The organism is Nonomuraea turcica (genome assembly GCF_030718205.1).
In the GTDB taxonomy this organism is placed as follows: Bacteria; Actinomycetota; Actinomycetes; order Streptosporangiales; family Streptosporangiaceae; genus Nonomuraea.
Genome location: NZ_JAUZQF010000009.1, coordinates 1 through 22,610 on the forward strand (window position 1 = coordinate 1; position 22,610 = coordinate 22,610).

The window sequence follows — 22,610 nt, forward strand, 5'->3', positions numbered from 1 at the left end:
AGGCGGAAGCCAAGAACACCCGGTCCTCGGCTTCGACCCCGTTGTCAGCAAGGTCGTCCTGCTCGGAGATCCGGCACCCTACTGACCAGACTAATCGACGCGGCTTGACAAACCAGATTCCACATAATCGCCGAGTACGTCGCCTCCGAGGGGCTGCGCCGCGAGATCCACGAGGGCCTGCAGGTCGTGGAGAACTGGAATTCGGCCAACACCGATCTGTTTTACGGCAGCGCCGGCACCATCCCCGGCAGCGACAAGGAGCACCAGGAGGTCTCCATGCTCAGCCTGCATCTGCTCCAGTCGGCGCTGGTCTTCATCAACACCTTGCTGGTTCAGTCCGTCCTCAAGGACCCGGCCTGGCAGAAGAAGATGACCGACGCCGACAAACGAGGACTCTCGCCGCTGTTCTGGTCCAACGCCAACCTCTACGGCACCATCGACATCGACATGGGCCGCCGCCTTGACCTCGACCTGGTCGCCTGACCCTTCCCGTCGATCACGCCGAAGGCCGAGGCAGGACGCCCTGGCCGGGTAGCAGGTCGGCCAGGGCGGTTCGCACGGCCGCCCGGCTCACCCCGTGAGCCCGTGCCAGCGCCGCGATCGAGGTGCCCTCGTGGAAGGCCGCCCGCACGTCCTCGCGCCGATCACCGTCCAGCGCGGGAGGCCGGCCGCGGTAGCGGCCTTCGGCCTCGGCGGCGGCGATCCCCTCGACGGTGAGCTCGTTTTGGATGTCGCGTTGGAACTGGCCGACGGCGGTGATCACGTTGATGATGACGGCGGTGGTGGCGTCGCCTGCGGCCAGGTCGTGGAAGTTCGACAGTGGTCCGGACAGGACGCGCAGGGCGACGCCGCGGGCTTGGCACCAGTTGCGGACGGCGTGGATGTCGAGCAGGTCGCGGCAGAGCCGGAACAGCTCCGAGACCGTCAGGGTGTCGCCGGGGTGCGCCTTGGCGGCGATCTTGCCGAACGCGGGCCGGTCGAGGGCGGGGATCTTGGAGGTGGTGGCGGGGTCCTCGAAGAACAGGACGCCGTCGGCTGGCCGGAATCCCTCGGCGACGCCTTCGGTGCGCACAAGAAGGCCGGCCTCGGTGAGGATGTGGCGCTGGCGCAGCAGGGACTGGGTCGCGGTGGAGACGCGGGAGTAGACGATCTGCACCGAGCTCTCCTCGGGAAGGGGTGGAGCCCGATTCTTCTGTCGGAAAATCCTGTCGTCAATTCGTGTGCAGAACCGGCCATCCGACGTCACGGTTTGTCACTCGATGTCCGGCTTCCGGGAGGGCTGGCGAGACCCGATCAGAGGGTGTCGTTAAATCTTCTAATCCCGACACCTCGGCGGCGACCCAACATCATGATCAAGACAGGCCCTCGCTCACTCCGCAGCCTGGCGGTTGGGGGCGCATCCGGGAGCGGAGGCCAAATAGGTCTACAGTGGATCGTCTACAACAGAACTATCTGCTATGGTCTCTCTTGCTTCCCCTAAGGAGTGCAGGCGAACCACCAGGTCATCCTGATCGCTCTGGCTCATCCTGCGCCAACCCAAGACCGACACTACCCAGCAGGCCCCGCAGCCCGTCCCGACAGCCTGACCGGCCGCTTCGCCCCAATAAGGACTGATCCACATGACCAAGCCCGCCGAGCCCCGTATCCTCACCGACCAGGAACTCAGCGACCTGCTCGCCGGCCAGCAGTTCGGTGTGCTGGCCACGGTCAAGCGCAGCGGCCACCCGCACATGTCGACCGTGATGTACGGCTGGGACCCGATCGAACGGATCATCCGAGTCTCCACCACCACCGAACGCCTCAAGGCCCGCCAGGTGCGCAACAACCCGCACGTCTCCCTGCATGTGAACGGGCCCGACATCTGGTCCTTCGCCGTGGCCGAGGGGGAGGCGGAGGTGTCGGAGGTGACCACCGAGCCGGGCGATGCCACCGGCAGGGAACTGCTGGCCCTCGTCCCGGGCTTCCAGGATCCGGCCGAGGAGGCCGCCTTCCTGCGGCAGCTGGTCGAGGAGGGCCGAGTGGTGATCAGGCTGCACGTCAAGCGCCTGTACGGCACAGCCCTGGACATCGCGGGGGCATAGGGATGCCGACGTCGATCTCTACCCGGGGCCGGCCCAGGAGGGTGGAGGGGGTTAGGAACTCGGGGGCTCCGGCGCCTGAGTGTGGTGGTCCAGCAGGCGAGTGAGCAACTGCACGAGCTGGTCGCGTTCGGCGGGGGTCAGCGGGGCGAGCAGCTCGTCGTGGAGGTCGTCGAGGACCTGGTCAAGGTAGCGCAGGCGCCGGCGGCCTTGGGTGGTGATCGTGATGACGTTGCGGCGGCGGTCGTCGGGGTCCAGGGTCCGTTCGACGAGATCGCGTTCGGCCAGTTCGTTGAGGACGCCGACCATGTCGCTGCGGTAGATGCCGGTGCGCCGGCTCAGCGTCGCCTGGCTGGCCGGGCCGTGCTCCTGCAACGAGGCCAGCACGGCGTAGTGCCACTTGCGGGCGTCGGCCTTGGCCAGTCCCTCGTTCACCAGCCGGTCCGACTGCGCGGTCATGCCCGACAGCAGGCGGCTGGCCCGTCGGCGCAGTCTTTCCGGCGTCTTCGTCTTGCCGTCGTGTGGCATGTCAGCGGCTTCGTCTCTGCTGCTCATGATGTTGATCATACCCCTGTTGCGTTAGTCCCACTAACGATGTAGATTCGTTCGCGTCGGAAACATTAGAGACATGAACGTTAGCCCATCGAATGAAAGAGGACGCCATGTCCACGGATACCTTGACCGCCGACCGCGTTGAGATCGCCGAGCTGTTCGCCCGCTTCGCACGCCTGCTCGATGAGAAGCGATGGGAGGACGTTGCCACCGTCTTCGCCGACGATGTGGCGGTGCACTCGCCGCGCGGGGGCGTGCTCCACGGCATCGACGCGATCGTCGACTTCATGCGACGCAGTGACGTCGAGGGGCAGCGGGCCCAGCACCTGACCACCGACCTGCTGGCGGAGGTCGACGGCGATCGGGCGACTGTCTCGGCTTACTCGCTCGTGTTCTACTACCGCGACGGCCAGGCGCCCCACTTCACGGGTGGCCTGCGGATGACCGGCGCCCTGGTGCGGACGCCGGCGGGCTGGCGATTCCGCGAGCAGCGGATCGCGCCCCTCTGGACCCGCGAGAACTGATCTCCCGGGGGCGAGTCAGGTGATCGTGCTGGTCATGCCCGGTCGCCGAAAATGTTAGTTAATTAAACGTTTATCCTTTGAATGGATTGGACTTCATCATGGCCCCCACCCTGCCCTTCGGCACCGCGCTCATCGGCCAGACCGAGAAGGCCCTCAACGCGATCCTGGAGCGTCAGCTCGACGGAACCGGCATCACCGAACCCCAGTGGGTGACGCTCACGCTGACGGTGGTGAGCGGCGGAACCATCGACCGCGCCGAACTCATCCACAAGGTCAGCAAGGCCACCAAGTTCAGCGAGGCCTCCGTGGCCGAGCGCATCACCGAACTGATCGCCGCGGGCCTCCTGCGCGTCGGCGGCGACGGCGATGTCCAGGTCAGCGATGCGGGCCAGGAGCAGTGGACCCAGGTCCGCACCGCCCTCGGCCCGATCATCCAGGGACTGTGGGGCGACCTGCCCGCTGAGGACCTCGCCGTCGCGGGCCGTGTCCTCGGCACCGTCCTGGAGCGGGCCAACGCCATTCTGGCCGGCGCCTGAAACCCCCTAGACCAGCACAGACAAGGAAACGCCCATCATGCCCAGCATCGACGTGCTCGAATCGAGGATTCACTACGAAGACCACGGCAGCGGACCCGCCATCGTCTTCCTGCACGGCAACCCCTCCTCCTCCCACATGTGGCGCAACATCCTCCCGCGGGTCGGCGCGGGACGGCTGATCGCCCCCGACCTCATCGGCATGGGCCGCTCGGGCAAGCCGGCCGGCGACTACCGGTTCGACGACCACGCCCGCTACCTGGACGCCTTCTTCGACGCCCTCGGCCTGGACGACATCGTGCTCGTCGGCCACGACTGGGGCGGCGCGCTCGCCTTCCACTGGGCGGCCCGCAACCCCGGCCGGGTGCGTGGCGTGGCCTTCTTCGAGACGATCGTGCGCCCCATCGCCCCAAGCGAGCTCTCCGAGCAGGCCCGCGCCCACACCGCGAGGTTCCGCACCGCCGAAGGCGAGGCGCTGGTACTCGACTCGCACTTCTTCGTCGAAGCCGCCTACACCGGGGGAGTGCTGCACCCGCTCGGCGCCGAGGACCTCGACGTCTACCGCGCGCCGTACCCCACTCGAGAGAGTCGCCGCCCCCTGCTGAACTGGACCCGGTCGCTGCCGATCGACGGCGACCCCGCCGATGTGACCGCCAGGATCAGCGCGTACGGAACCTGGCTGGCCGACAGCCGGGATGTCCCCAAGCTCCTGCTCACCTTCGATTCCTCACCCACGCTGCTCATCACTCCGGAGGTCGCCGCCTGGTGCAAGGACAACGTCGCGGGCCTGCAGGTCGAACACTGCGGCCCAGCCGGGCACCACGCGGCGGAGGACCAGCCTGAAGCGATCGCCGCGGCGCTCGCCACCTGGCTGGACCAGCAGACCCTCCGATAGTCCGCCCCATCAGGAATCCGTTCGAGCCGGGCGGAGAATCGAGACGCGCAAGGAGCCGTTCCCTGAAAGGGCTGGACCGAAGCCGCCGGGATCCCGTCCGATCATCGCGATCGGGCGGGATCCCGGCGTTCAGGGGATTCCCCATCGGGTTCACCTGCCGAGGGAGACCTCCCCGCCGGATCGACGACGACCTGCTACCCGCCACCGCCAAGCCGGCCGCTACAAGAAGCCGTTCCCCATGATCATCAGAGTCAGGTCCCTGCAAGACGCCGCCGCGAGCTGTCACTGGGGATCCCGGTGCGGCTACCTGTCGCGGCCACGTGGCCGCCAGCCGCACACCTGGCCTACCGCCGCCAGCATGGCGCCCGCGACAGCGACCCGTTCTTCGTCCACCCCGCGAACGAACACGATCAAGCAGGAGGCCCACCCAGTCAGTCACATTCACCGCTCCGAAATGATCACGAACCGCAATCGTGATCTCTCACTCCGCTACCTGACGGCTGGGGACATGTTCGGGAGCGGAGGGCCGTGTAGGCCGCGACCGTCTCCTGGGCGGCCGGCAGGTCCGGCCGTCCGGTCTCGTCGAAGGACAGCACCATGTCGCCGAGCCCTTGGCGGTTGGCTGGCGCCCGACTGCACCCGGCGCCATCTCCTCGGCTCCAGCCATGCCGGTAGGGGGTCACTCGGCTGTCACGGGAGCCGGGCCAGGAGTATCGGGCTGTACGGCGGAGTCCTGCTCACGCAGCAGAGCCCGGGCCACGGCCGCAGTAGTGGCGGCCTCTTCACGCTGCTGTTGGGCGATTGTCAGCGCGGCCGCGAGATCGGCGAGCTCACCGCGCAGCCGTTCGGCCTCGCCGACGGCAGCAGCCCTGGCCTGATCGGCGTCGGCTCGCGCCCGGTCGGCGACAGCCGCCGCAGTGACCGCCTGCTCGCGCCGCTGCTGTTCGGCAGCTAGCGCCTGACGGAGCCGCTCGACTTCCTGGGCATGTGCCGCAGCGACGCCGACGGCCCGGTCACGCTCCTGCTCGACCGCGCGTACCCGGGTCTCCTGCGCCTGCACCTGACGGCGCAGCTCGGCGACCTCGCGCTGCCGGTCGGCAGCCTCCTCCTGCAACGTGGTGATGCGCGCCGTCGCGGCGGTGTGCAGCTCAGTGAGCTGGGCGGCCTGCTGCCGGTCCGCGTCGCGGTCGCTTTCCGCCTGGTGCTGCCGGGCGGCGGCGTCGGCGGCGGCCTGCTCGGCCTGGGCTCGGGCACTGTGGTGTTCACCGACTTGGCGCCAGGCCTCCTGCTCGTGCTCCTCGGCACGGTCGCGTGCCGCCTCGGCCTGCGCGAGGGCATGCTGGGCAGCGGTGATCTCGGCGGCGGCGGTGTTGGCGGTGGTCACGGCGCGCTGCTCGGCGGCTGCGGCGGCCGCGCGGGCTTCCTCGGCGGCCTGTTCGGCGGCCTCGACCTGGGCAAGCGCGCCGGTGCTCAGCTCGGCCAGCTGGGCGCGCAGCGCGTCTTGGGCGGCCTGCCATTGCTCACCGGCGACCAGGAGCGGGGCGAGCAGGTCCTGGGCGCGCTGCAGGGCGTTGGCGAGGGGAGCAGCGTGCGCGGTGGTGCGGGCGCGGTAGGCGGCGGCGCGGCAGGCGTCGCTGCAGTATTTGGCGCGGCTGCTGCGCCCGGGCAGGGTGTTGGCGCAGCCGGGGCCGGCGCAGCGCGGCTCTGGCTCTTGCACGGCGGTGCCCGTGTCGCTGGTCTCGGCCACCACGTCGGTTGCCGCCGCCTGTGGATCATCGGTCATGCCGCCACACCTTACCGTTCACAGCGTGCGAACGCAGCAGTTCCGATCGTTCGCAAACGTGTCTCTGGCACCTCTTGACCCGTGATAATCTCGCTTATCGCGGGTCAGCGGCGATCACGCGGACACTCCGGGAAAGGGGACAAAGTGGGCATGGGTGAGGGCGGGCGGCTGCCGGCGGCGGGGGAGCGGCCGCTGATTTCCGGGACTCCAGAAAATGGCGGCGCGCACACCGCCGCCGACCACGCGCTCAGCGCCGACACCCGGCGCCTCATCGCCGACGGCGTGCCCGCCAACACCCGCCGCGCCTACGCCCGCCAATGGGCCGCCTTCACCGCCTGGTGCACGACCCAGGGCCGCCTCGCGCTGCCCGCCACCGGCGCCACCCTGGCCGAATACACCGCCCAGCTGTGCGCCGCCGGCCAGGCCCCGGCCAGCATCGAGCAGGCCCTGGCCGCCGTCCGCACCATGCACCGGCTGTCCGGCCACCCCGGCCAGCCCGCCACCGAGGCCGCCCGGCTCGCGCTGCGCGCCTACAAGCGCCGGCGCGCCGAGGACGGCGGCCGCGGCCAGCGCGAGGCCCCGCCCATCACCATCGACGCGCTGCGCGCCATGGTCGGCGTCTGCGACCTGGCCACGGGCCGAGGGCTGCGCGACCGGCTGCTGCTCGTGCTCGGCCTGGCGCTGATGGGCCGCCGCAGCGAACTGGTGGCGCTCACCCGCGACGACGTGCGCGAGGTCGCCGACGGCCTGGAGGTGACCATCCGCACCTCCAAGACCGACAAGGACTCGGCCGGCGAGACCGTCGCCATCCCCCGCGGCAGCCACCCGCTCACCGACCCGGTCGCCTCCTGGCGCGACTGGCTCCAGGTGCTGGACCAGGCCAGACACACCGGCGGGCGGCTGCTGCGCCGCATCGACCGGCACGGCGCCGTCGGGCCCTCCCTCGGGGCCGACGCGGTCAACGTCATCGTCCGCGACCTGGCCGTCCGCGCCGGCGTGCCCTCCGCGGAGACCGTTACCGCGCACAGCCTGCGCGCCGGCGGCGCCACCGTCGCCTACGCCGCCGGCGTCCCGGTCGCGGTCATCGCCAAGCACGGCCGCTGGGCCCCGACCTCCCCCGTTGTGCTGCGCTACATCCGGGCCGTGGACCGCTGGCGCGACAACGCGATGCGCAACGTGGGTCTTTAACCCAATCCGCCACCTTGCACCCCCGGCCGGGACCTCGCCGTGCTGTCCGGCATGCGCGCCAGGCCAGGCGAGGACAGCCGCCCGGGCCATGCTCATCCTCCCCGCGCCCGGCAAAGGCGTCCGCGCCACCAGGCCCCTCCGCACGGGAAGTCTCCCGACCGGCGTTAACCTGCCCTCGCGCGAACCGATCGGCGAGGAGGCCAAAGTAGTGATCACCGCACCGGAGCCGAGGCCGGACAGGACACTGCCGGCGATCCGCGCGGCGCTGTCTCATCCGCGCGACCGGGAGGGCTTCGACGCCGGGCTGCCGGTGGTCGTTGAGCAGGCCCAAGCCGCGGGCGACTGGCGCGGAGTCGAGGAATTCACCCAGACCTGGTGGATCATCGCGTGCGTCAGCATGCAGGACCCCGAGGACCGGCAGCGGGTCTGGGACACGGTCGACGACATCCAACGCAAGATCGAGCGCGGCGAGGAGATCCCCGGCGTCCCGCTGGACGAGGTGCTCGCCAGGCGGGCCGCCCGCCGGGAGACGCCCACGCCGGACGGCGAACGCTCATGATCCCTCAGGCGCCTAAGCGCGCCACCGCCCTGGTGGCACGCGGACGGACGGCGGCGCTGGGCGTGCACCTGCAGGCGGAGCCGGGACGGCACCGTACGAGAGCGCGACAGGGAGTGCCGCAATAGTCGCCTGAGGTCTTGTGGGTGCATGGCCGTGGCGCCCTCTCCCCTCGGAGCGCGGCCATCGCCTGGACAAGCCCTCGTCTGTGGTCGCGGGCCGTTGATCACAGGCCGATCAGGCTCGTGCCTTGAACGCCAGGGAGCGGATCGCGATCGCCAGTTCGCCGGGATCGGCAATGGGCCGGACGTCCTCCACAGCCGAGCCATCGCGGCGCACAATGCGCGTGGAGAACGCGCCATCACGCTCATCGAGGTAGATCGCGCCGCCGCGCTTGGTGGTGATCGCCTGCCCGGGTGTGTCCGGGAGTTGGAACATGCCGTACGGCCGGAGGTACTCCTCGACCTGTCGCGTCAGTGTGCCCTGCATCCCGACCTCCTACATTCGATCTTCAAGTGCGCACCGAGTCGCCTCGGCCACATCATCGCCCGTGTAGATCACGCGCTCGTCCAGTCCCCACCAGGCGCCGTCTGCCACGTCAGGCCTGGCTGTCGTCCCAGCGGTAGCGCTCCCGTAGCAGTTGCTGTTCATGGTCTGGAAGCCCGGACACGGCCAGGAAACGTTCTCACCGGGCCCTGGCTGTGCCGCCACGGAGCGCTGACCAGCAGCCGCCGGTGCTCGCCGAGCGGGTCCACCAGCGCGACCACGTCGCCGCACGGGACGGGACTCTGATCTGCGCCGAAAGGTTGCCGATGCTCAGTCACCAGGCCAGCGTAGCTGGACCGCTGCTGGCGAGCCGGAGGACAGCGCCGCGGAGATATGGGGCAGGTGGAGCATCCCGGCAGAGATGCCGGCCGACCAGGGGGTGGTAACGCAAAGGCCCCGCCGGTAGGCGGGGCCCGCACCTACCCACCGAAGCAGGTAGGGGAATCGAAATGAACGCTACCAGCGCGCTGGTAAGGCTGGTCAAGCCACTTGGCGTTGCATGGCGATTACTTTCCGCACGGGTGAGGCGCTGCGCGCACAACACAGCGGTGCCCCAGGGTGCGTGCAAGCAGAGGTGCCTCCGGGGGCTCACACGTCCACGCAAACAGCAGTCGTTCAGCCGGCACGGCCACGCCACGTCAGTCCCGGCCGTCATCCCAGCGATACGGTGGCAGATTCCGCTGCAGCCGTGATGACCAACCACTGCAATCACGTGACGAAAGCGCTGGTCGGGGCATCGTTTTCATCCCGATTTCAATGGAATTGGTCACGTCTATTGCACTGGCCAGCAGCCCAGGAGACGGGGAGAAGGTCCATCAGACGACAGTTCATGCCCCGTCCACGTCGCGCATGGCGAGATTCAGCTGGCCGACGCTTCGCGGCCGCGCTTAGGGGTCAGCGTCACGGCCAGCTCAGGCAGACGCGAGATCGCAGACGCGAAGATCATGCAGGGCAGAAACAAGCACTGTGAGTTACTTTGTCACGATCTGAGCGGTGCAATCATGTGACCAATGCGCTGAAACCCTGTGACGAACGCCCAAGAAATTTAAGTGGCGGGTCCCAACAAGTCTCACTTGATCAACGACTCCTACCAGTCCCGAGGCCGGATTCGCAGTCGCGATGACCACAGGCGAAGAATGCCCGCGACTAACTTGCGGGAATCTCGCTTCTCGCAAGTTATCCCGCGTCAGGAGGGACGCAACAAGCCACATTTTTCGATTTGCATTTTCTAGAAAATCGAAAATGATAGGCTCCTGCTGTGACTGCGGAGACCAGTGTGGTGACGCCGTGCAAGCATTGCGGGGCGCCGATCGAGCAACGACGGGGCCGAGGGCGGCCCAAGGCGTACTGTCCCGAAAAGGACTGTCAGGCGGCCGCCAAGCGGGAGCGGGAGCTCCGGCGGGCCACACCAGGTCTGGAGGGCGCGCTGGCCAGGGCCGAGCAGCTGTATGACCGCATGGAGAGCGGGCTGGCGTCGGCCATCGAACCTCTGGCGCGCGCCCTTGCCGACGAGCTGAGCCCCGCGGGGGTGGAGGCCAAGCTCAGCGCCGTGCAGGCGGAGGCGCACACACGGGTAGCGATCGCGCGTACCGAGCGGGAGCAGGCGTTCGAGCAGGTACGGCTGGCGCGCGAGGCCGCCGAGCACGCCCGCAGGCAGACGACCGAGATGCGGGCCAAGCTCGAGGAGGCGGAAAACGAGCGGGAGACAGCGCTCCACGACGCCGAGCGGGCGCGCGAGCAGGCGCTGGCCGCGTTGCGGGAGGCGGCCAGCACCGAACGGCAAGCCCTGCAGACGGCCGAGGAGGCGCAGCGGCGCGCGGATGCGGCCGAGCAGCGTGCCAAGGAGGCGGCACACCAGGCTGAGCTGACCGAACGGGCCAGGGATCAGGCCGTGCAGGAGCTGGCCGAACGGGTGGAGCTGGCGGACCGGAAGGCTGCGGAGGCGCGGGCGCAGGTCATGCAGGCGCAGGAGGAGGCCGACCGGGCACGGGCGGAGACGGATCGCGCCCGGGCAGACACGGCGACGGCCGTGCGGGCCCGTGAGCAGGCCGAACGGGACGTGATCGCGGCCCGAGCCCGGGAGGAGGCGGCGGCGCAGGAGCGGGAACGCGCCGTGGAACGGGCGGTCGCGGCCGAGCGGGCCGCGGCGGAGGCCGGCCGTGATCGGGCGGTGGCACTGCAGGAGGCTGAGAGGGCGGCGGCCGAGGCCGCGCGGTTGACGAGACGGGCGGCTGAGGTCGAGGCGGAGGCCGCGACCGCGCTGAGCCGGGAACGAAAGCTCGTGACGCGGGAGAGGACCCGCGCCGATGCCGCGGTCAAGGAGCGTGATCAGGCGCGGGCGGAGCTGCGGCTGGAGCGGGTACGGCTCGAGGACCTGCGGGCCGAACTGGAGGCGGCCCGCGCCGAGGCGGCTCAGCTGCGGGAACGGGCGGTCGCCGCAGAGTTGCGAGCGGGTTGACCCTCCAACCGGGCCCCGGACTCGGGCGGACGTACCGTTAAGAACTCTGCGACCAACCGCCACAAAACAAGGGCCGAGGGCAATCATCTGCCGAAGATGGCACTGTGGCCTTGTTCATCAGGGGGCGGCGAACGAGAGTGTCATCTGCGGCGACGAACGCGCTGGTTATCAGCAGCAGAGTCAGATGGCCCCAGGCCGCCCAGGTCATACCGATCGGTGCCGTCGCCAGTGCCGCGACGGCGCCGGTGAGGCGCAGCCATGGGCAGGGCAGTCCGAGCGCCCAGCGGAAACAGCAATGGCCGAACAGGAACAGGGCCACCCCGCCGGAGAGGGCCAGTGCCGCGGCGAGCGTCACCGAGTGACTGCTTTCTGGGCCCTCCGCTCGGGTCCGAGCGATGAGCCCCAAAGTAACTGGGATTTGCCTGACCTGGGGCAATACTAAGGGCCTGGACGGCAGTCGCGAGGCGTCTACGGTGGGGATCGTGGGCGATGACGAGCCGAGGTTCGGCTATGGCCCCCCAGGCAGTAGGACAAGTACAAGGCGATCCGGCCTGCGTACGTTTTCTCGTTATTGAACGCCAGGTACGCGCACGCCTCGACATACAACCGAAGACCCCTCATCGACCACTACCCACGACACCGAACGAGGGCGGAGTCGCCCGGCCCAGGGCCAGGTCCGGGGGATCAGGTGTCGAGGTTCGCCCCGATATCGCAGAGCTTGTTACCGGTCTCGATCTCTGCGAGGTAGGCCTTGAGCTGTGCCACGCGACCCTCCGCTTCGGCGATCAGCTGATCGGCGATCCGACCCCAGTCGTCGAGCTCGGGGTTGGCGGGAAGATCGGCGAACAGGTCGGCGATCTCCCGGACGGTCAGGCCGACGCGTTGGGCGAGTTTGGCGATCTGGATGCGGCAGGCCGCGGACTCATCAAATCGGCGCTGGTTGCCCGAGGTGCGCACCGCGGTGATCACGCCGTACTTCTCGTAGAACCGAACGGCTGAGGGCGCCACGCCGCTCTCAGCGGCGACGTCGCTGACCGTGAACACCTCGCCCGCAGGAACGGCCAGAGGGGGAGCGGGTCGCGGTGTGGTGAGCGTCATGGACTCCACGTTATGCCCGATCCGGTTTGACTTCAACATATGTTTAACCCTCAGGGTGATGGCTGTGACCACACAGACACAGCACCCAAGCAGCCCATCCACCACCTCGGCGCCGGCGCGGAAACGGATCGCGGTGATCTCCTCCAGCGTCCGCGACGGACGGATGAGCCCGATCATTACCGACTGGGTCGTCGCCGCCCTCGACCAGACCGGCGGCGTCGAGGTCGACCTGATCGACCTGATCGCGATTTCGCTGCCTGACGACAGTCGGCTCTACCCCGGCGGCGGGCCGGGAACCGCAGTGGGCGAACGTATCGAGGCCGCCGAGGCGTTCGTCTTCATCACGCCTGAGTACAACCACTCCTACCCTGCCTCGCTGAAACGACTGATCGACTGGCATTACCGGGAGTGGAAGCTCAAACCCGCCACGATCGTCGCCTACGGCGTCCAGGGCGGGCACGCCGCAATCGAGCACTTGCGCGGGGTGCTGGCCGAGCTGAACATGATCACCACCCGCCGATGCATGGGCTTGCCTGCCCCGTGGGAGAACCTGGACGACGCCGACCGTTACGCGCCCGCCGACAGCGTGACCAAGGCCCTGACCAGCGCCCTGGCAGAGCTGAGCTGGTGGTCCGATGTGCTCACCGACGCCCGTACCAACCGTCCCTTCCCCGCCTGAGAGAGACTCCGCATGGATACGCGCGCACGCAGCATCGGACTGGTCCTGGCCTTCGCCGGACTGCTGGTCATCATCGACACAACCGTGACCATCGTCGCCCTGCCGGCGATCGTCACCGACCTGGACACCACACTGCCCCGAGGCGCCTGGATGACCACCGGGTACATCCTCGGGCTGATCGCGGTCATCCCGCTGACCGGGTGGCTCGCCGGACGGTTCGGAGATCGCCGCGTCTACCTCGCCGGCCTGACGGTGTTCGTTCTCGCCTCGGTCGCTGCCGGGTTCTCCCCGAACGTGGAGACTATGGTCGCCTTGCGGGTGCTCCAGGGTATGGGCGGCGGTGTGCTGAACCCCCTCGGAATAGCGATCGCGCTGCGCTCAGTGCCCAAGGACTATCGAGGGCGGATCATGAGCCTGGTCGGGCTGCCGATCCTCATCGGTCCGGCCCTCGGCGCACCCTTGACCGGTCTGCTGATCGATGCAGCCTCCTGGCGGTGGCTGTTCTGGATCAACCTACCCCTCGGTGTCCTCGCCCTCATCCTGTGCCTGCGCCACCTGGCCGCCCCTCAGAGCAGCGAAGACCACGGACGCGTGGACTGGCCCGGCCTGCTCATGGTCACCACCGGATGCGTCGGGCTGGTGCTGGCCTGCACCTCCATCGGCGACTCGGGGCGCGTCACCCTGACAACGGGCGTCGCGGTCCTGGCCGGGCTCGCGCTCCTGGCCGGGTTCGCCCGCCGCAGTCTGCGCATCACACACCCGCTCGTGCACGTCCGGTTGCTGGCCCGCCGCGAGATCGCCGCGGGGGCCGTGATCACGTTGTGCTTCGCGGGCGGCTACTTCGGAGCCAGCTCCATCCTCCCCGCCTTCGTCCAGGGAGTCCGCGGAGACCCAGTCTCAGTCGCCGGCATCCTCGCCGTTCCCGCCGGCCTGGCCGTCGGGCTCACCCTGCAGATCGCCACCCGTCTCATCGACCGCATCCATCCTCGCCGCGTCATTATGCTCGGCACCGGCACCGCCCTGACCGGCGCCATCGCTCTGGGCATCGCGCTCAGCCTCGACACCCCTTACATGGTGATCGGTGCGCTGAGCATTCTGGTCGGCGTTGGCTCCGGTGCCACCCTGATGCCCACCACGGTCGCGGCGACCAGCAATCTCGACGGACCCGAACTGCCCCAGGCCTCCACCGTGCTCGCCTTGTTCTCCCAGCTTGGCAACGCCCTGGGCACCGCCCTGGTCGCATCGACCATCACGCTGCTCATCACCGCCCGCGTCGACGGCCTCGACACCGACGGGCGTGGTGGTCTGGCCGCCATCGTCGCGCTCGAACAGGCCGAACGTGCACCGCTGGCCCACCAGCTCGCGAGCACCATCGGCCTGAGCTACGCCACCCCCGCCACACTCATCCTCGTCGCCTTCGTGGCCACCATCTGGGGCATGCGATCCTCGGCACCCGAACGCACGAGCCGCCAATTGATCCGGTGAGCTTGTGGCTACCCTTCCCAGGCAGATCATCTTGCCCGCGTTGAACCCAGTGCTCTTCGAAGTGACCGGCATGTTGGAGTGCCGCAGGAGGTGCCTGATGAGGGCGTAGGGACAGAGGCCGGGGCTGATCCCAGATGAGTTGACAGTGGCCGGGACGCAGCTTTCGGCGGAGCCGGCCTTTTTCATGGAGTGGAGGGAAACGCTGACGTACGACACGTTCGACCGAGTCTGAGTGAGATTCTCAAGAAGGAAATATCCGCAGGTGACGAACATGCCTGACAACCCCAGATCACGTGTCAGGCATGTTCGTCGGGAACGCACTTGGCCTGACATGCCTGACGCCGTTGCGGCACCGTAGATAGTCCAGGTAAGCGGGTCGCTGATCGACACCTCGGCCTGGGCCAACTCGCAGGTCATCGATGGCGACCTCATTGACGCCGTCAAGCGCGAGCATCGGGATGTGATCATTACGGAAGCCTGAGCGTCGTGCATGCGCTGATGGCTGAGGACCTGATCGACGAATACCGGCTGCTGACCTTTCCCGCCATCCTTGGCACCGGCGATCGGCTTTCCCCCGCCGGTGGGCCAACGCCGAGCGCGAGGAGCTGTGGAAGGCGCTGGACTACCTGCGCCCCGGCGACACTCTTGTGGTGCCCTCGTTGGATCGGCTGGGCCGCTCCCTGCAGGACCTCATCTCGATCGTGGCTGCGGACACTGGCTGGGTGCGCAACGTCAGGGCCGCGGGTGGGAAGGCCGCGCTGCGCCGCCAGGGCCGCAAGGCGCCGATCCTGCTGGAGGCGGTCCCGTCAGCGGATCGGGCCGAGATCCTGCGCCGCTACCTCGCCGACGCGCCCGGCGCCCGGCCGCACCTGGGGCTGGGGCCGGCGGCTCCCCTGTCGGAGTTCCGCCGGATCGCGCCCCGGCACCCCCCTCTTCCGCGTCCGCGACCTCTAGCCTGGCCTCGCGTCCTCAGCGGAAGAACGGCAGGACCATCTCCACCAGCGCGTCGACGTCATCGTCGACCATCGGCTCGCCGGTCATGCCCATTCGGTGGAGCAGGGTCCCGACGACGACGTCGATAAAGAACAGGACCCGGTGCTCCGGCTCGCCGAGCGCGTCCTGGAGCGCAAGCCGGTAGGGGTCCTGCAGCCGCGAGGAGAGGATCTCGCGCAGCTCCGGATCGCTGACACCGTCACTGAACACGCCCGCGAACGCGTCGCCCACCCCCGGCTCGCCGATCTTGCCCGCGGTCCAGCGGATGGCCGAGGACATGATCTCGGCCCGGCTGCCGCCCTCCAGCGGCGCCGGGCCGAACGCGTCGAGCAGGCAGTCCACGATCAGCGCCCCCTTCGTCGGCCAGCGACGGTAGATCGTCGTCTTCGCGATGCCGGCCGCAGCGGCGATGCGCTCCACCGTGGCACGCGCGTAGCCCAGCTCGTGGACCGTGCTCAGCGTCGCGGCGAAGACCACGTCGTTGATGCCGGAACGCGGACGGCCGGGCGGGCGGGCGGGTGTGCTCGAAGTCATGCTCACACGATACCGAGTTGCGCTACCGTAGGTTTCGAAACCAAAGGTAGCGAAACCAGAGGTAGCGAAACCAGAGGAGAGGCCCATGAACGACATCACCGCGATGCGGCGGCCGGCGGAGCCGGACTGGTCCATGGTGACGCCCGAGGAACTGATCGCCTTCCGAGACGCCGAGAACCGCGTCCGAGCGTCGACGGCGGCACGGGTGATCACTGGGGAGCCGGACTCCGGTGCCACGATCGGCTGGCAGCAGGTGGCGCTGCCCGGCCGTGAGCTTCCCGTCCGGGTGTACCGTCCCTCGGCTGCAGGAGCCTTGCCCCTCGTGATCCACGTGCACGGAGGCGCCTTTGTCGGCACGGCCGCGCAGAGCGACTGGGTCAACAGCCACCTCGCCGCCCACCTGCCGGCGGTCGTCGTCTCGGTCGAGCACCGCCTCCTCGACTGGGAGACGCCGCTGTCCGCCGCCGCCGACGACGGCTGGGACGTGCTCCGGCACGTGGTGGAGCACGCCGGGACGTGGGACATCGATCCGGCCCGCGTCGCCGTCTTCGGCGAGAGCTGCGGCGGGCTGATCAGCGCGCTGGCGGCCATCAGGGCCAGGCGGGCCGGCCTGGGGCTGCGGGCGCAGGTGCTGGTCAACCCGGCGGTCGACGTGACCTCGACGGCCTGGACGTACGACTCGACGACCCAGTACGCGGACACGCCCACCCTGTCCGTGCCGCTGCTGCGGTTCTTCCAGCGGCTGGCCATCCCCGAGGGCGCCGACGCCCGCGCGCTGTCGCCGCTGTACGCCGACGATCTGAACGGGCTGGCCCCAGCGCTCGTGGTGGTGCCGACTTCCGACCCGATCGCCGACCACGGCCGCCGCTATGCCGAGCGGCTCCAGGCGGCCGGGACGCCCGCGCGGCTCAGCGAGTACCCGGAGGCGGGGCACGCGTTCCTGAGCATGCCAGGCATGGCACCCCAGGCGACGCCCGCCCGGGCGGAGATCCTCGCCTTCCTCCGGGAGTCCCTCGGTGAGTGACACCCGGCCGGACTCCGGCACCGTGGCCGGGCTGTTGCGCCCGCACGCCGGCAGTTTCGCCGCCCTGGTGATCCTGCAGGTGATCGGCGCCGTGGCGGGCCTGGCGCCGCTTCTGGCGGTGGCCGAGCTGGGGCGCGCCTTACTGTCGCCCGGCCCGGTCGATCGCGCTCATGTCTGGTTCGTGGTGCTCGCCGGCGTCGCCGGCCTGCTGGTCCGGCTGCTGTTCACCGCCGCATCGTCGGGGATCGGGCACCTGCTCGACAGCCAGGTGCAGCTGGCCTTCCGGCGGCGGCTGGCCGCGCACCTGGGCCGCGTCCCGATCGGGTGGTTCTCCCAGCGCAGGACGGGTGAGCTGGCCAAGGTGGTGGGCGAGGACGTGAGCGCGGTGCATCCATTCATCGCCCACACGCCTGGCGAGCTGGTCTCGGCGTTCGTGGTGCCGCTGGTGTCGCTGGTCTACCTGTTCACGGTGGACTGGCGGCTCACGCTGATCACGTTGATCCCGGTGCTGCTGGCGGTGGCGCTGGTCCCGTTGATGATGACCCCGGCGCGGCAGCGGGAGCAGCGCGAGTTCGACGCGGCCATGGGACGGATCGCCGGATCGGTCGTGGAGTTCGTGCAGGGCATCGCGGTGGTCAAGGCGTTCGGCGGGGCCGGGCGTACGCACCGGAAGTTCCTGACGGCCACGGACGAGTTCGCCGACACGTTCCTGCGGTGGGCGCGCGGGCTGGCGCCGATCGCCGCCGGGATGCAGACGGCGCTGGCGCCGCCGTTCGTGCTACTGGTCGTGCTGGTCGGCGGCACCCTCCTGATCGCAGGCGGCGGCCTGTCGCCGGCCGACCTGCTGCCGTTCCTGCTGCTGGGCCTGGGGCTGACCGCTCCGGTGGCGGCGCTGGGGCACGGGCTCGACGACATGCAGGCGGCCCGGCGCGCGGTCGGCCGGATCAGGGACGTGCTGGCGGTGGAGCCGCTGCCCGAGCCCGGCCGCCCGATCGAGGCGCGCGGGCACCGGGTGGAGCTGCGGGACGTGCACTTCGGCTACGACACCGACCGCAGGGTGCTGCGCGGCATCGACCTGGTACTCGAACCCGGCACGATCACCGCGATCGTGGGCTCCTCGGGCAGCGGCAAGTCCACGCTGGTCCAGCTGCTGCCCCGGTTCTTCGACCCCACCCACGGCTCGATCACCCTGGGCGGCGTCGATCTGCGCGAGCTCGGCAGCAGGCAGCTCTACCGGACAGTCTCCTTCGTCTTCCAGGACATCCGCCTCCTGCGTGCCTCCGTCGCCGACAACGTCGCCCTGGCGGTCCCGCAGGCCGACCGCGACCAGGTGGTCAGGGCCGCCAGGCTGGCCAACATCCACGACCGGATCCTGCAGCTGCCGCGCGGCTACGACACGGTGCTCGACGAGGAGGCCGGGCTGTCGCGCGGTGAGGCGCAACGGATCGCCATCGCCCGCGCGCTGCTCGCCGACACCCCCGTGCTGGTGCTGGACGAGGCGACCGCGTTCGCCGACCCACAGACCGAGCAGGCGGTACGGCACGCGCTGGCCACGCTGCAGGGCGATCGCACCATCGTGGTCATCGCCCACCGTCTGGAGACGATCGCTGACGCCGACACCGTCGTGATGCTGGACGACGGAGCGATCATCGAGCGCGGCACGCCCGCCGAACTGCTGAGCCAGGGCGGCAGGTTCGCCGCGTTCTGGCGATCCCACCGAGGAGACGAGCCCCGATGATCCGCATGCTCCTGCGCGTCCTGGGACACCAGTACGCGCGACCGGTGCGCCGCACCGTGGCCCTCATGACGGCGACCGCGGTCGTCGAGGGCCTGTCGTACGCCCTGCTGGTCCCCGTGCTGCGGGCCCTGTTCGACAACGACGCCGCCACCGCCCGCCCCTGGCTGATCGCGTTCGGCGCGGCGGGCGCGATCTACGCCGTGCTCCGCTACGCCAGCGACCTGTCCGGTTTCCGCGTCGGAACCACATTGCTGCGCGGCACGTACCGGCGGCTCGGCGGCCACCTGGCCCGCCTGCCCATCGGGTGGTACGGCCCCGGCCGCGTCGGCGAGGTGTCGCTCCTGGCCAGCAGGGGCGTGCTCCAGGCGATGAGTGTGCTCGCGCACGTGCTGGCGCCGTACGTCTCCGCCGCCGTGACTCCCCTGACCATCGTCGCGGTGATGCTCGCCTTCAACTGGCAGCTGGGGCTGGCCGCGCTGCTCGCCGTGCCCGTCGTGGCGGGGATCCAGCTCTGGACGGGACGCGCCACGGCCGCCGCCGACGCGGAACGCCACCACCGCGACCAGCAAGCCGCCGGTCGGGTCATCGAATACCTGCAGGCCCAGCCGGTGCTGCGAGCAGGCGGCCGTACCGTCGAGCGCTTCGGCCTGCTCGACGACTCGCTGCGCGAGCTCCAGCGTGCCTCCCGCCGCTCCATGTTGTCGGCGCTGCCCGGCATCCTCGGCCTGTCCCTCACGGTGCAGGCGATCCTCACCGCGCTGCTGGTCCTGAGCACGTACCTGGCGCTGGGCGGCACCATCGGCCCGGCCGAGGTGCTCGCCATCCTGGTCCTGGCCACCCGCTGCGCCGACCCCCTCCTCTCCCTCGGCGACATCGGCGGCCAGCTCCGCGGCGCCCGCGCCGAGCTGACCAAACTCGACACGCTCCTGCGCACCCCGCCGCTCCCCGAACCCCGCGAGCCGATCGAACCGGCCCGACACGACCTGGAGTTCGACTCCGTCACCTTCCGCCACGGCGACCGCACGGTGATCGACGACCTCTCGCTGACCCTCCCCGAAGGCCGGCGACTGGCCGTCGTCGGCCCCTCAGGTGCGGGCAAGAGCACCTTGCTGCAGCTCCTGGCCCGCTTCCACGACGTGGACACCGGCGCGATCCGCATCGGCGGCACGGACGTCCGCGCCATCGACACGCAGGCGCTCATGGCCCGGATCGCCATCGTCTTCCAGGATGTCTACCTCTTCGACGGCACCATCGAGGACAACATCCGGCTCGGCCGCGCCGGTGCCACCGAAGCCGAGGTCCGCGCGGCGTCGACCGCGGCCCGCCTGGACGAGGTGATCGAACGCCTGCCGGACGGCTGGGCCACCGCCGTCGGCGAGGGCGGCACCCTGCTGTCGGGCGGCGAACGCCAGCGCGTCTCCATCGCCCGCGCCCTACTGAAAGACGCCCCCATCGTGCTGCTGGACGAGGTGACCTCCGCCCTCGACCCGGTGAACGAAGCGGCCGTCCACCAGGGCATCGAACGGCTGATGGCGGGCCGGACGGTGGTGATGGTGGCGCACCGGCTGCGTACCGTGCGCAACGCCGACCGCATCGCCTTCCTGGACGGCGGCCGGGTGGTGGAAGAAGGCACGCACGACGAGCTGCTCCGCCGCGGCGGCCGCTATGCCGCCTTCTGGGACATCTCCATGGTGCCGGCAGCGCCTGAATAGGGGGCGATGTCCCCTCGGGTCAACGCACGACGGGATCGCGGACGCCCGCGCGCATGCCGAGGCAGGCGAGCTTCTTCCCAGCCCTGCCGCAACCTGTCACCTCATCCAGCATCAACACCTGCTGGATGGTGGCGGCCAATGCCGCCGGCAACGCCGAAGACAGAGCACCGCTGCTCGGCCTGGCCACGCGATCCTCGATGCCGTCGCGGGCCTGGCGGTCTGAGGTCACCGGCCGCTCTCTGACCAAGTGATCCGGGGTGGCATGTCTCCTGCCGGCCGCCTGGGGCCTCCAGGCGGCCGGCTTGGTCGATGAGACTCATGATCAGTGAGACATGCCTCGGGCCGGATGAGAACCGGTCAGCGCTCCTGGAAGGTCCCCCGCCTACGTTGCCATAGACGGCGGCGGTGTCCAGGTGGCGGAAGCTGGCGGCCAGAGCATCGGTTACGACCTGCTCGGTCTGGTCGGCGGGGACTTGAAAAAACGCCGAAGCCGAGGATCGGCATCTGCACGCCGTTGTTCAGAGTGACCGCCGACGGGAAATTCCGGTGCGGAGGGTCGGTGGGGTGGTGTGTGATCGGGGGATGGCGATCGAGATGGGCAGGCCGGGGGTCGACGGGCTCCGTGACGTGGTGCGGGTGTTGGGGGAGTGGCAGTACGACGGAGGGCCCGTGCAGTTGCATCCGGGGGATGTGGGGTGGTTCTGGCGGTTCGGCGCGGAGCGGACGGCGGAGGCTACGCGGATCTGGAGCCGGGCTGGGGAGGTTCTGGCGGTCGGGCTGCTGGATGGTGCGGAGTTGCTGCGATTGGCGTTCGCGCCCGAGGCGTTGCGGGACGAGGAGTTGGCGCAGGCGGTGGTCGAGGATGTATCGGCGCTTGAGCGTGGTGTGCTGCCCGAGGGCGAGGTGTACGTCGAGGCGACGATGGGTGCGCTGGTCCAGGACCTGTTGTTCAAGGACGGCTGGGAGAGTGGCGAGCCGTGGACACCGCTTCGGCGCGACCTCGGCACGCCTGTGCCGGATCCCGGCGTACGCGTCGAGGTGATCGGGCCGGAACAGGCGCACGAGTGGGCCGCGATCCTGCGGGCGTCGTTCGACGGGTCCACGTTCACCGACGAGCGCTGGCACGCGATGGCGGCAGGTGCGCCGTACGTCGACGCGCGGTGCCTGCTCGCTCGCAACGAGCAGGGCGAGGCGGTGGCGGCCGTGACGGCGTGGTCGGCGGGTGCAGGCAAGCCCGGGCTGATCGAGCCGATGGGCGTGCACCGGGCACACCGCCGTCACGGTTTCGGCAAAGCGATCACAGTCGCCGCAGCGCGCGCACTCCAGGAATTGGGTTCGTCCAGCGTGGACGTGTGCACGCCGAGCTCCAACGTCGGCGCCGTCGCCACCTACCGGTCGGCCGGCCTCGAGCAGTTGCCCAAGAGACGGGACCTGTACCGCAACGCTTCTTGAGCTTTCCTGGAGGACCCCGCCCAGTCCGGCGCCCGCACGCCACGGTGTACGACGCCATCCGGCTTCTGGCCCCAGCCGACAAGTTCAGGTCCTGCAGCCAGAGAGGCCGAAGAGGCGTAGAGGAACTCACGGGATCTTTCCTTAAGCCGGGCAGGCGGGAGCCATCTCGGCCGGTGTGCTGTCGCGGAGCGCGCGAATGTGGGTGAGGAGGTCCTTGGTCTGGCGGTCATCCTCCAGCCAGGTGTAAACCGGGGCGAACGCGGCGCGCAGCTCCCGCACCCGCTCGGGGCCGGCAGTCACCAGTTCGATTGCACCGCGCCGGCACAGGGCGCCGATCGCCTCCTGCTCGAAGGACCTGATGAACTCGATGCTCTCCGGCACCGCCGCCAGCGCGGCACGGCGCAGCAGGTCCCGCTGGTCCGGAGTGAGGGCGTGGCGGCTTGCGACGATCGTGAGCGGCCGCGGCCACAGGCTCACGTCCGCTGTCAGCGACCGCAGCGTCCCGTCATACCGGTTGCCCCGCACGGCCGCGATCTGCAGCTCCACCCCGTCGAAGCCGTCCACCGGCGCGCCCTCGAACGCGTAGGGCACCGCCGTGGCCCCCAAAGCCGCCAGGCTGCGCGCCGCCACCTGCCCGGCGGAGATCGCGATCCCCGCGCCCTTGTAGTCGGCCGGGCCGAGGAAGCGTCGTTCCACGCCGGCGGGCCTGCGCAGCGGGCCGGGCAGAATGCCGATCCCCTCCAGTCCCAGCGCCGCGGGTCCCTGAAGCATCTGCGAGGTCA

The 22,610-nt window shown here is 69.7% G+C and carries 24 protein-coding genes; 15 read left to right on the top strand and 9 right to left on the bottom strand.

Annotated features, from left to right (window positions below):
• Positions 1-126 precede the first annotated feature (126 nt).
• The gene (locus Q9G87_RS23155; RefSeq protein WP_305918925.1) at positions 127-483 is read left to right on the top strand and encodes a Tn3 family transposase; all 357 of its coding nucleotides are present in this window, start codon (positions 127-129) and stop codon (positions 481-483) included.
• Positions 484-496: 13 nt separating this feature from the next.
• Here Q9G87_RS23155 and Q9G87_RS23160 read toward each other — a convergent pair whose 3' ends face one another.
• A complete protein-coding gene (locus tag Q9G87_RS23160) occupies positions 497-1,156 on the bottom strand; it encodes a recombinase family protein (RefSeq protein ID WP_305918532.1) in 660 nt (219 codons plus the stop codon).
• A 463-nt stretch (positions 1,157-1,619) separates the two neighbouring features.
• Between Q9G87_RS23160 and Q9G87_RS23165 the strand changes: the two genes are divergently transcribed.
• The gene (locus Q9G87_RS23165) at positions 1,620-2,081 is read left to right on the top strand and encodes a PPOX class F420-dependent oxidoreductase (protein ID WP_305918533.1); all 462 of its coding nucleotides are present in this window, start codon (positions 1,620-1,622) and stop codon (positions 2,079-2,081) included.
• A gap of 51 nt (positions 2,082-2,132) precedes the next feature.
• On the opposite strand, the gene Q9G87_RS23170 is transcribed toward Q9G87_RS23165, so the two are convergent.
• Positions 2,133-2,633: a MarR family winged helix-turn-helix transcriptional regulator gene (locus Q9G87_RS23170; RefSeq protein ID WP_305918534.1), complete on the bottom strand. Its 501-nt coding sequence runs from the start codon at positions 2,631-2,633 to the stop codon at positions 2,133-2,135.
• A gap of 107 nt (positions 2,634-2,740) precedes the next feature.
• Here Q9G87_RS23170 and Q9G87_RS23175 point away from each other — a divergent pair, with 107 nt between their 5' ends.
• The 3 genes from Q9G87_RS23175 (at position 2,741) to Q9G87_RS23185 (ending at position 4,582) form a co-directional block, all read left to right on the top strand.
• Entirely contained in the window at positions 2,741-3,154 is a 414-nt protein-coding gene (locus tag Q9G87_RS23175) for a nuclear transport factor 2 family protein (RefSeq protein WP_305918535.1), read from the top strand.
• 98 nt (positions 3,155-3,252) lie between these two features.
• Positions 3,253-3,690, top strand: a complete 438-nt coding sequence (locus Q9G87_RS23180; RefSeq protein WP_305918536.1) for a MarR family winged helix-turn-helix transcriptional regulator — start codon at positions 3,253-3,255, stop codon at positions 3,688-3,690.
• Between the two features lie 37 nt (positions 3,691-3,727).
• Positions 3,728-4,582 carry a haloalkane dehalogenase gene (locus tag Q9G87_RS23185; protein WP_305918537.1) on the top strand — a complete coding sequence of 285 codons (855 nt, stop codon included), beginning with the start codon at positions 3,728-3,730 and terminating at the stop codon, positions 4,580-4,582.
• A 679-nt stretch (positions 4,583-5,261) separates the two neighbouring features.
• Here Q9G87_RS23185 and Q9G87_RS23190 read toward each other — a convergent pair.
• Positions 5,262-6,365, bottom strand: coding sequence for a coiled-coil domain-containing protein (locus Q9G87_RS23190; protein ID WP_305918538.1), 1,104 nt, complete (start codon positions 6,363-6,365; stop codon positions 5,262-5,264).
• Between the two features lie 150 nt (positions 6,366-6,515).
• On the opposite strand from Q9G87_RS23190, the gene Q9G87_RS23195 reads away from it, so the two are divergent.
• Together Q9G87_RS23195 and Q9G87_RS23200 are read left to right on the top strand one after the other, a co-directional pair.
• Entirely contained in the window at positions 6,516-7,553 is a 1,038-nt protein-coding gene (locus Q9G87_RS23195) for a site-specific integrase (RefSeq protein ID WP_305918926.1), read from the top strand.
• An 88-nt stretch (positions 7,554-7,641) separates the two neighbouring features.
• Positions 7,642-8,112: a DUF6247 family protein gene (locus Q9G87_RS23200; protein WP_305918539.1), complete on the top strand. Its 471-nt coding sequence runs from the start codon at positions 7,642-7,644 to the stop codon at positions 8,110-8,112.
• 234 nt (positions 8,113-8,346) lie between these two features.
• Here the strand turns inward: Q9G87_RS23200 and Q9G87_RS23205 are convergent, their stop codons facing one another.
• Positions 8,347-8,598, bottom strand: a complete 252-nt coding sequence (locus tag Q9G87_RS23205) for a hypothetical protein (RefSeq protein WP_305918540.1) — start codon at positions 8,596-8,598, stop codon at positions 8,347-8,349.
• Positions 8,599-9,913: 1,315 nt separating this feature from the next.
• Between Q9G87_RS23205 and Q9G87_RS23210 the strand changes: the two genes are divergently transcribed.
• On the top strand, positions 9,914-11,113 hold the full coding sequence (locus Q9G87_RS23210) for a coiled-coil domain-containing protein (protein WP_305918541.1): 1,200 nt from the start codon (positions 9,914-9,916) through the stop codon (positions 11,111-11,113).
• A gap of 37 nt (positions 11,114-11,150) precedes the next feature.
• Here Q9G87_RS23210 and Q9G87_RS23215 read toward each other — a convergent pair whose 3' ends face one another.
• Positions 11,151-11,468 (bottom strand): hypothetical protein, encoded by a 318-nt coding sequence (locus Q9G87_RS23215; RefSeq protein WP_305918542.1) that lies wholly within the window; start codon positions 11,466-11,468, stop codon positions 11,151-11,153.
• 329 nt (positions 11,469-11,797) lie between these two features.
• A complete protein-coding gene (locus Q9G87_RS23220; protein WP_305918543.1) occupies positions 11,798-12,388 on the bottom strand; it encodes a MerR family DNA-binding transcriptional regulator in 591 nt (196 codons plus the stop codon).
• Between Q9G87_RS23220 and Q9G87_RS23225 the strand changes: the two genes are divergently transcribed.
• From Q9G87_RS23225 to Q9G87_RS61350, 3 genes are all read left to right on the top strand, one after another.
• Positions 12,375-12,890 carry an NADPH-dependent FMN reductase gene (locus tag Q9G87_RS23225; protein WP_305918544.1) on the top strand — a complete coding sequence of 172 codons (516 nt, stop codon included), beginning with the start codon at positions 12,375-12,377 and terminating at the stop codon, positions 12,888-12,890. The genes Q9G87_RS23220 and Q9G87_RS23225 overlap by 14 nt on opposite strands.
• 12 nt (positions 12,891-12,902) lie before the next feature.
• A complete protein-coding gene (locus Q9G87_RS23230) occupies positions 12,903-14,375 on the top strand; it encodes a DHA2 family efflux MFS transporter permease subunit (protein WP_305918545.1) in 1,473 nt (490 codons plus the stop codon).
• Positions 14,376-14,896: 521 nt separating this feature from the next.
• Entirely contained in the window at positions 14,897-15,457 is a 561-nt protein-coding gene (locus Q9G87_RS61350) for a recombinase family protein (protein WP_305918927.1), read from the top strand.
• Here the strand turns inward: Q9G87_RS61350 and Q9G87_RS23240 are convergent.
• Positions 15,345-15,902, bottom strand: a complete 558-nt coding sequence (locus tag Q9G87_RS23240) for a TetR/AcrR family transcriptional regulator (RefSeq protein WP_305918546.1) — start codon at positions 15,900-15,902, stop codon at positions 15,345-15,347. The two genes, Q9G87_RS61350 and Q9G87_RS23240, sit on opposite strands and share 113 nt — an antisense overlap.
• Before the next feature lie 85 nt (positions 15,903-15,987).
• On the opposite strand from Q9G87_RS23240, the gene Q9G87_RS23245 reads away from it, so the two are divergent.
• The 3 genes from Q9G87_RS23245 to Q9G87_RS23255 are packed head-to-tail and all read left to right on the top strand — an operon-like array spanning position 15,988 to position 20,376.
• Positions 15,988-16,926, top strand: a complete 939-nt coding sequence (locus tag Q9G87_RS23245; RefSeq protein WP_305918547.1) for an alpha/beta hydrolase — start codon at positions 15,988-15,990, stop codon at positions 16,924-16,926.
• Positions 16,919-18,664, top strand: coding sequence for an ABC transporter ATP-binding protein (locus tag Q9G87_RS23250; protein ID WP_305918548.1), 1,746 nt, complete (start codon positions 16,919-16,921; stop codon positions 18,662-18,664). The genes Q9G87_RS23245 and Q9G87_RS23250 overlap by 8 nt, the downstream gene beginning before the upstream one ends.
• A complete protein-coding gene (locus Q9G87_RS23255) occupies positions 18,661-20,376 on the top strand; it encodes an ABC transporter ATP-binding protein (protein ID WP_305918549.1) in 1,716 nt (571 codons plus the stop codon). The genes Q9G87_RS23250 and Q9G87_RS23255 overlap by 4 nt, the downstream gene beginning before the upstream one ends.
• A gap of 19 nt (positions 20,377-20,395) precedes the next feature.
• Here Q9G87_RS23255 and Q9G87_RS23260 read toward each other — a convergent pair whose 3' ends face one another.
• Positions 20,396-20,605 (bottom strand): hypothetical protein, encoded by a 210-nt coding sequence (locus Q9G87_RS23260; protein WP_305918550.1) that lies wholly within the window; start codon positions 20,603-20,605, stop codon positions 20,396-20,398.
• Between the two features lie 353 nt (positions 20,606-20,958).
• Between Q9G87_RS23260 and Q9G87_RS23265 the strand changes: the two genes are divergently transcribed.
• Positions 20,959-21,828, top strand: a complete 870-nt coding sequence (locus tag Q9G87_RS23265) for a GNAT family N-acetyltransferase (protein ID WP_305918551.1) — start codon at positions 20,959-20,961, stop codon at positions 21,826-21,828.
• 141 nt (positions 21,829-21,969) lie between these two features.
• Here Q9G87_RS23265 and Q9G87_RS23270 read toward each other — a convergent pair whose 3' ends face one another.
• Entirely contained in the window at positions 21,970-22,599 is a 630-nt protein-coding gene (locus Q9G87_RS23270; RefSeq protein ID WP_305918552.1) for a type 2 periplasmic-binding domain-containing protein, read from the bottom strand.
• Between the last annotated feature and the right edge of the window lie 11 nt (positions 22,600-22,610).

Bases quoted from the DNA above. Each gene is read 5' to 3' on its own strand.
- Q9G87_RS23165 (WP_305918533.1), top strand. From the start codon at position 1,620: ATGACCAAGCCCGCCGAGCCCCGTATCCTCACCGACCAGGAACTCAGC.
- Q9G87_RS23170 (WP_305918534.1), bottom strand. From the start codon at position 2,633: ATGAGCAGCAGAGACGAAGCCGCTGACATGCCACACGACGGCAAGACG.
- Q9G87_RS23175 (WP_305918535.1), top strand. From the start codon at position 2,741: ATGTCCACGGATACCTTGACCGCCGACCGCGTTGAGATCGCCGAGCTG.
- Q9G87_RS23180 (WP_305918536.1), top strand. From the start codon at position 3,253: ATGGCCCCCACCCTGCCCTTCGGCACCGCGCTCATCGGCCAGACCGAG.
- Q9G87_RS23185 (WP_305918537.1), top strand. From the start codon at position 3,728: ATGCCCAGCATCGACGTGCTCGAATCGAGGATTCACTACGAAGACCAC.
- Q9G87_RS23190 (WP_305918538.1), bottom strand. From the start codon at position 6,365: ATGACCGATGATCCACAGGCGGCGGCAACCGACGTGGTGGCCGAGACC.
- Q9G87_RS23195 (WP_305918926.1), top strand. From the start codon at position 6,516: ATGGGTGAGGGCGGGCGGCTGCCGGCGGCGGGGGAGCGGCCGCTGATT.
- Q9G87_RS23200 (WP_305918539.1), top strand. From the start codon at position 7,642: ATGCTCATCCTCCCCGCGCCCGGCAAAGGCGTCCGCGCCACCAGGCCC.
- Q9G87_RS23205 (WP_305918540.1), bottom strand. From the start codon at position 8,598: ATGCAGGGCACACTGACGCGACAGGTCGAGGAGTACCTCCGGCCGTAC.
- Q9G87_RS23225 (WP_305918544.1), top strand. From the start codon at position 12,375: ATGAGCCCGATCATTACCGACTGGGTCGTCGCCGCCCTCGACCAGACC.
- Q9G87_RS23220 (WP_305918543.1), bottom strand. From the start codon at position 12,388: ATGATCGGGCTCATCCGTCCGTCGCGGACGCTGGAGGAGATCACCGCG.
- Q9G87_RS23230 (WP_305918545.1), top strand. From the start codon at position 12,903: ATGGATACGCGCGCACGCAGCATCGGACTGGTCCTGGCCTTCGCCGGA.
- Q9G87_RS23240 (WP_305918546.1), bottom strand. From the start codon at position 15,902: ATGACTTCGAGCACACCCGCCCGCCCGCCCGGCCGTCCGCGTTCCGGC.
- Q9G87_RS23245 (WP_305918547.1), top strand. From the start codon at position 15,988: ATGAACGACATCACCGCGATGCGGCGGCCGGCGGAGCCGGACTGGTCC.
- Q9G87_RS23255 (WP_305918549.1), top strand. From the start codon at position 18,661: ATGATCCGCATGCTCCTGCGCGTCCTGGGACACCAGTACGCGCGACCG.
- Q9G87_RS23265 (WP_305918551.1), top strand. From the start codon at position 20,959: ATGGCGATCGAGATGGGCAGGCCGGGGGTCGACGGGCTCCGTGACGTG.
- Q9G87_RS23270 (WP_305918552.1), bottom strand. From the start codon at position 22,599: ATGCTTCAGGGACCCGCGGCGCTGGGACTGGAGGGGATCGGCATTCTG.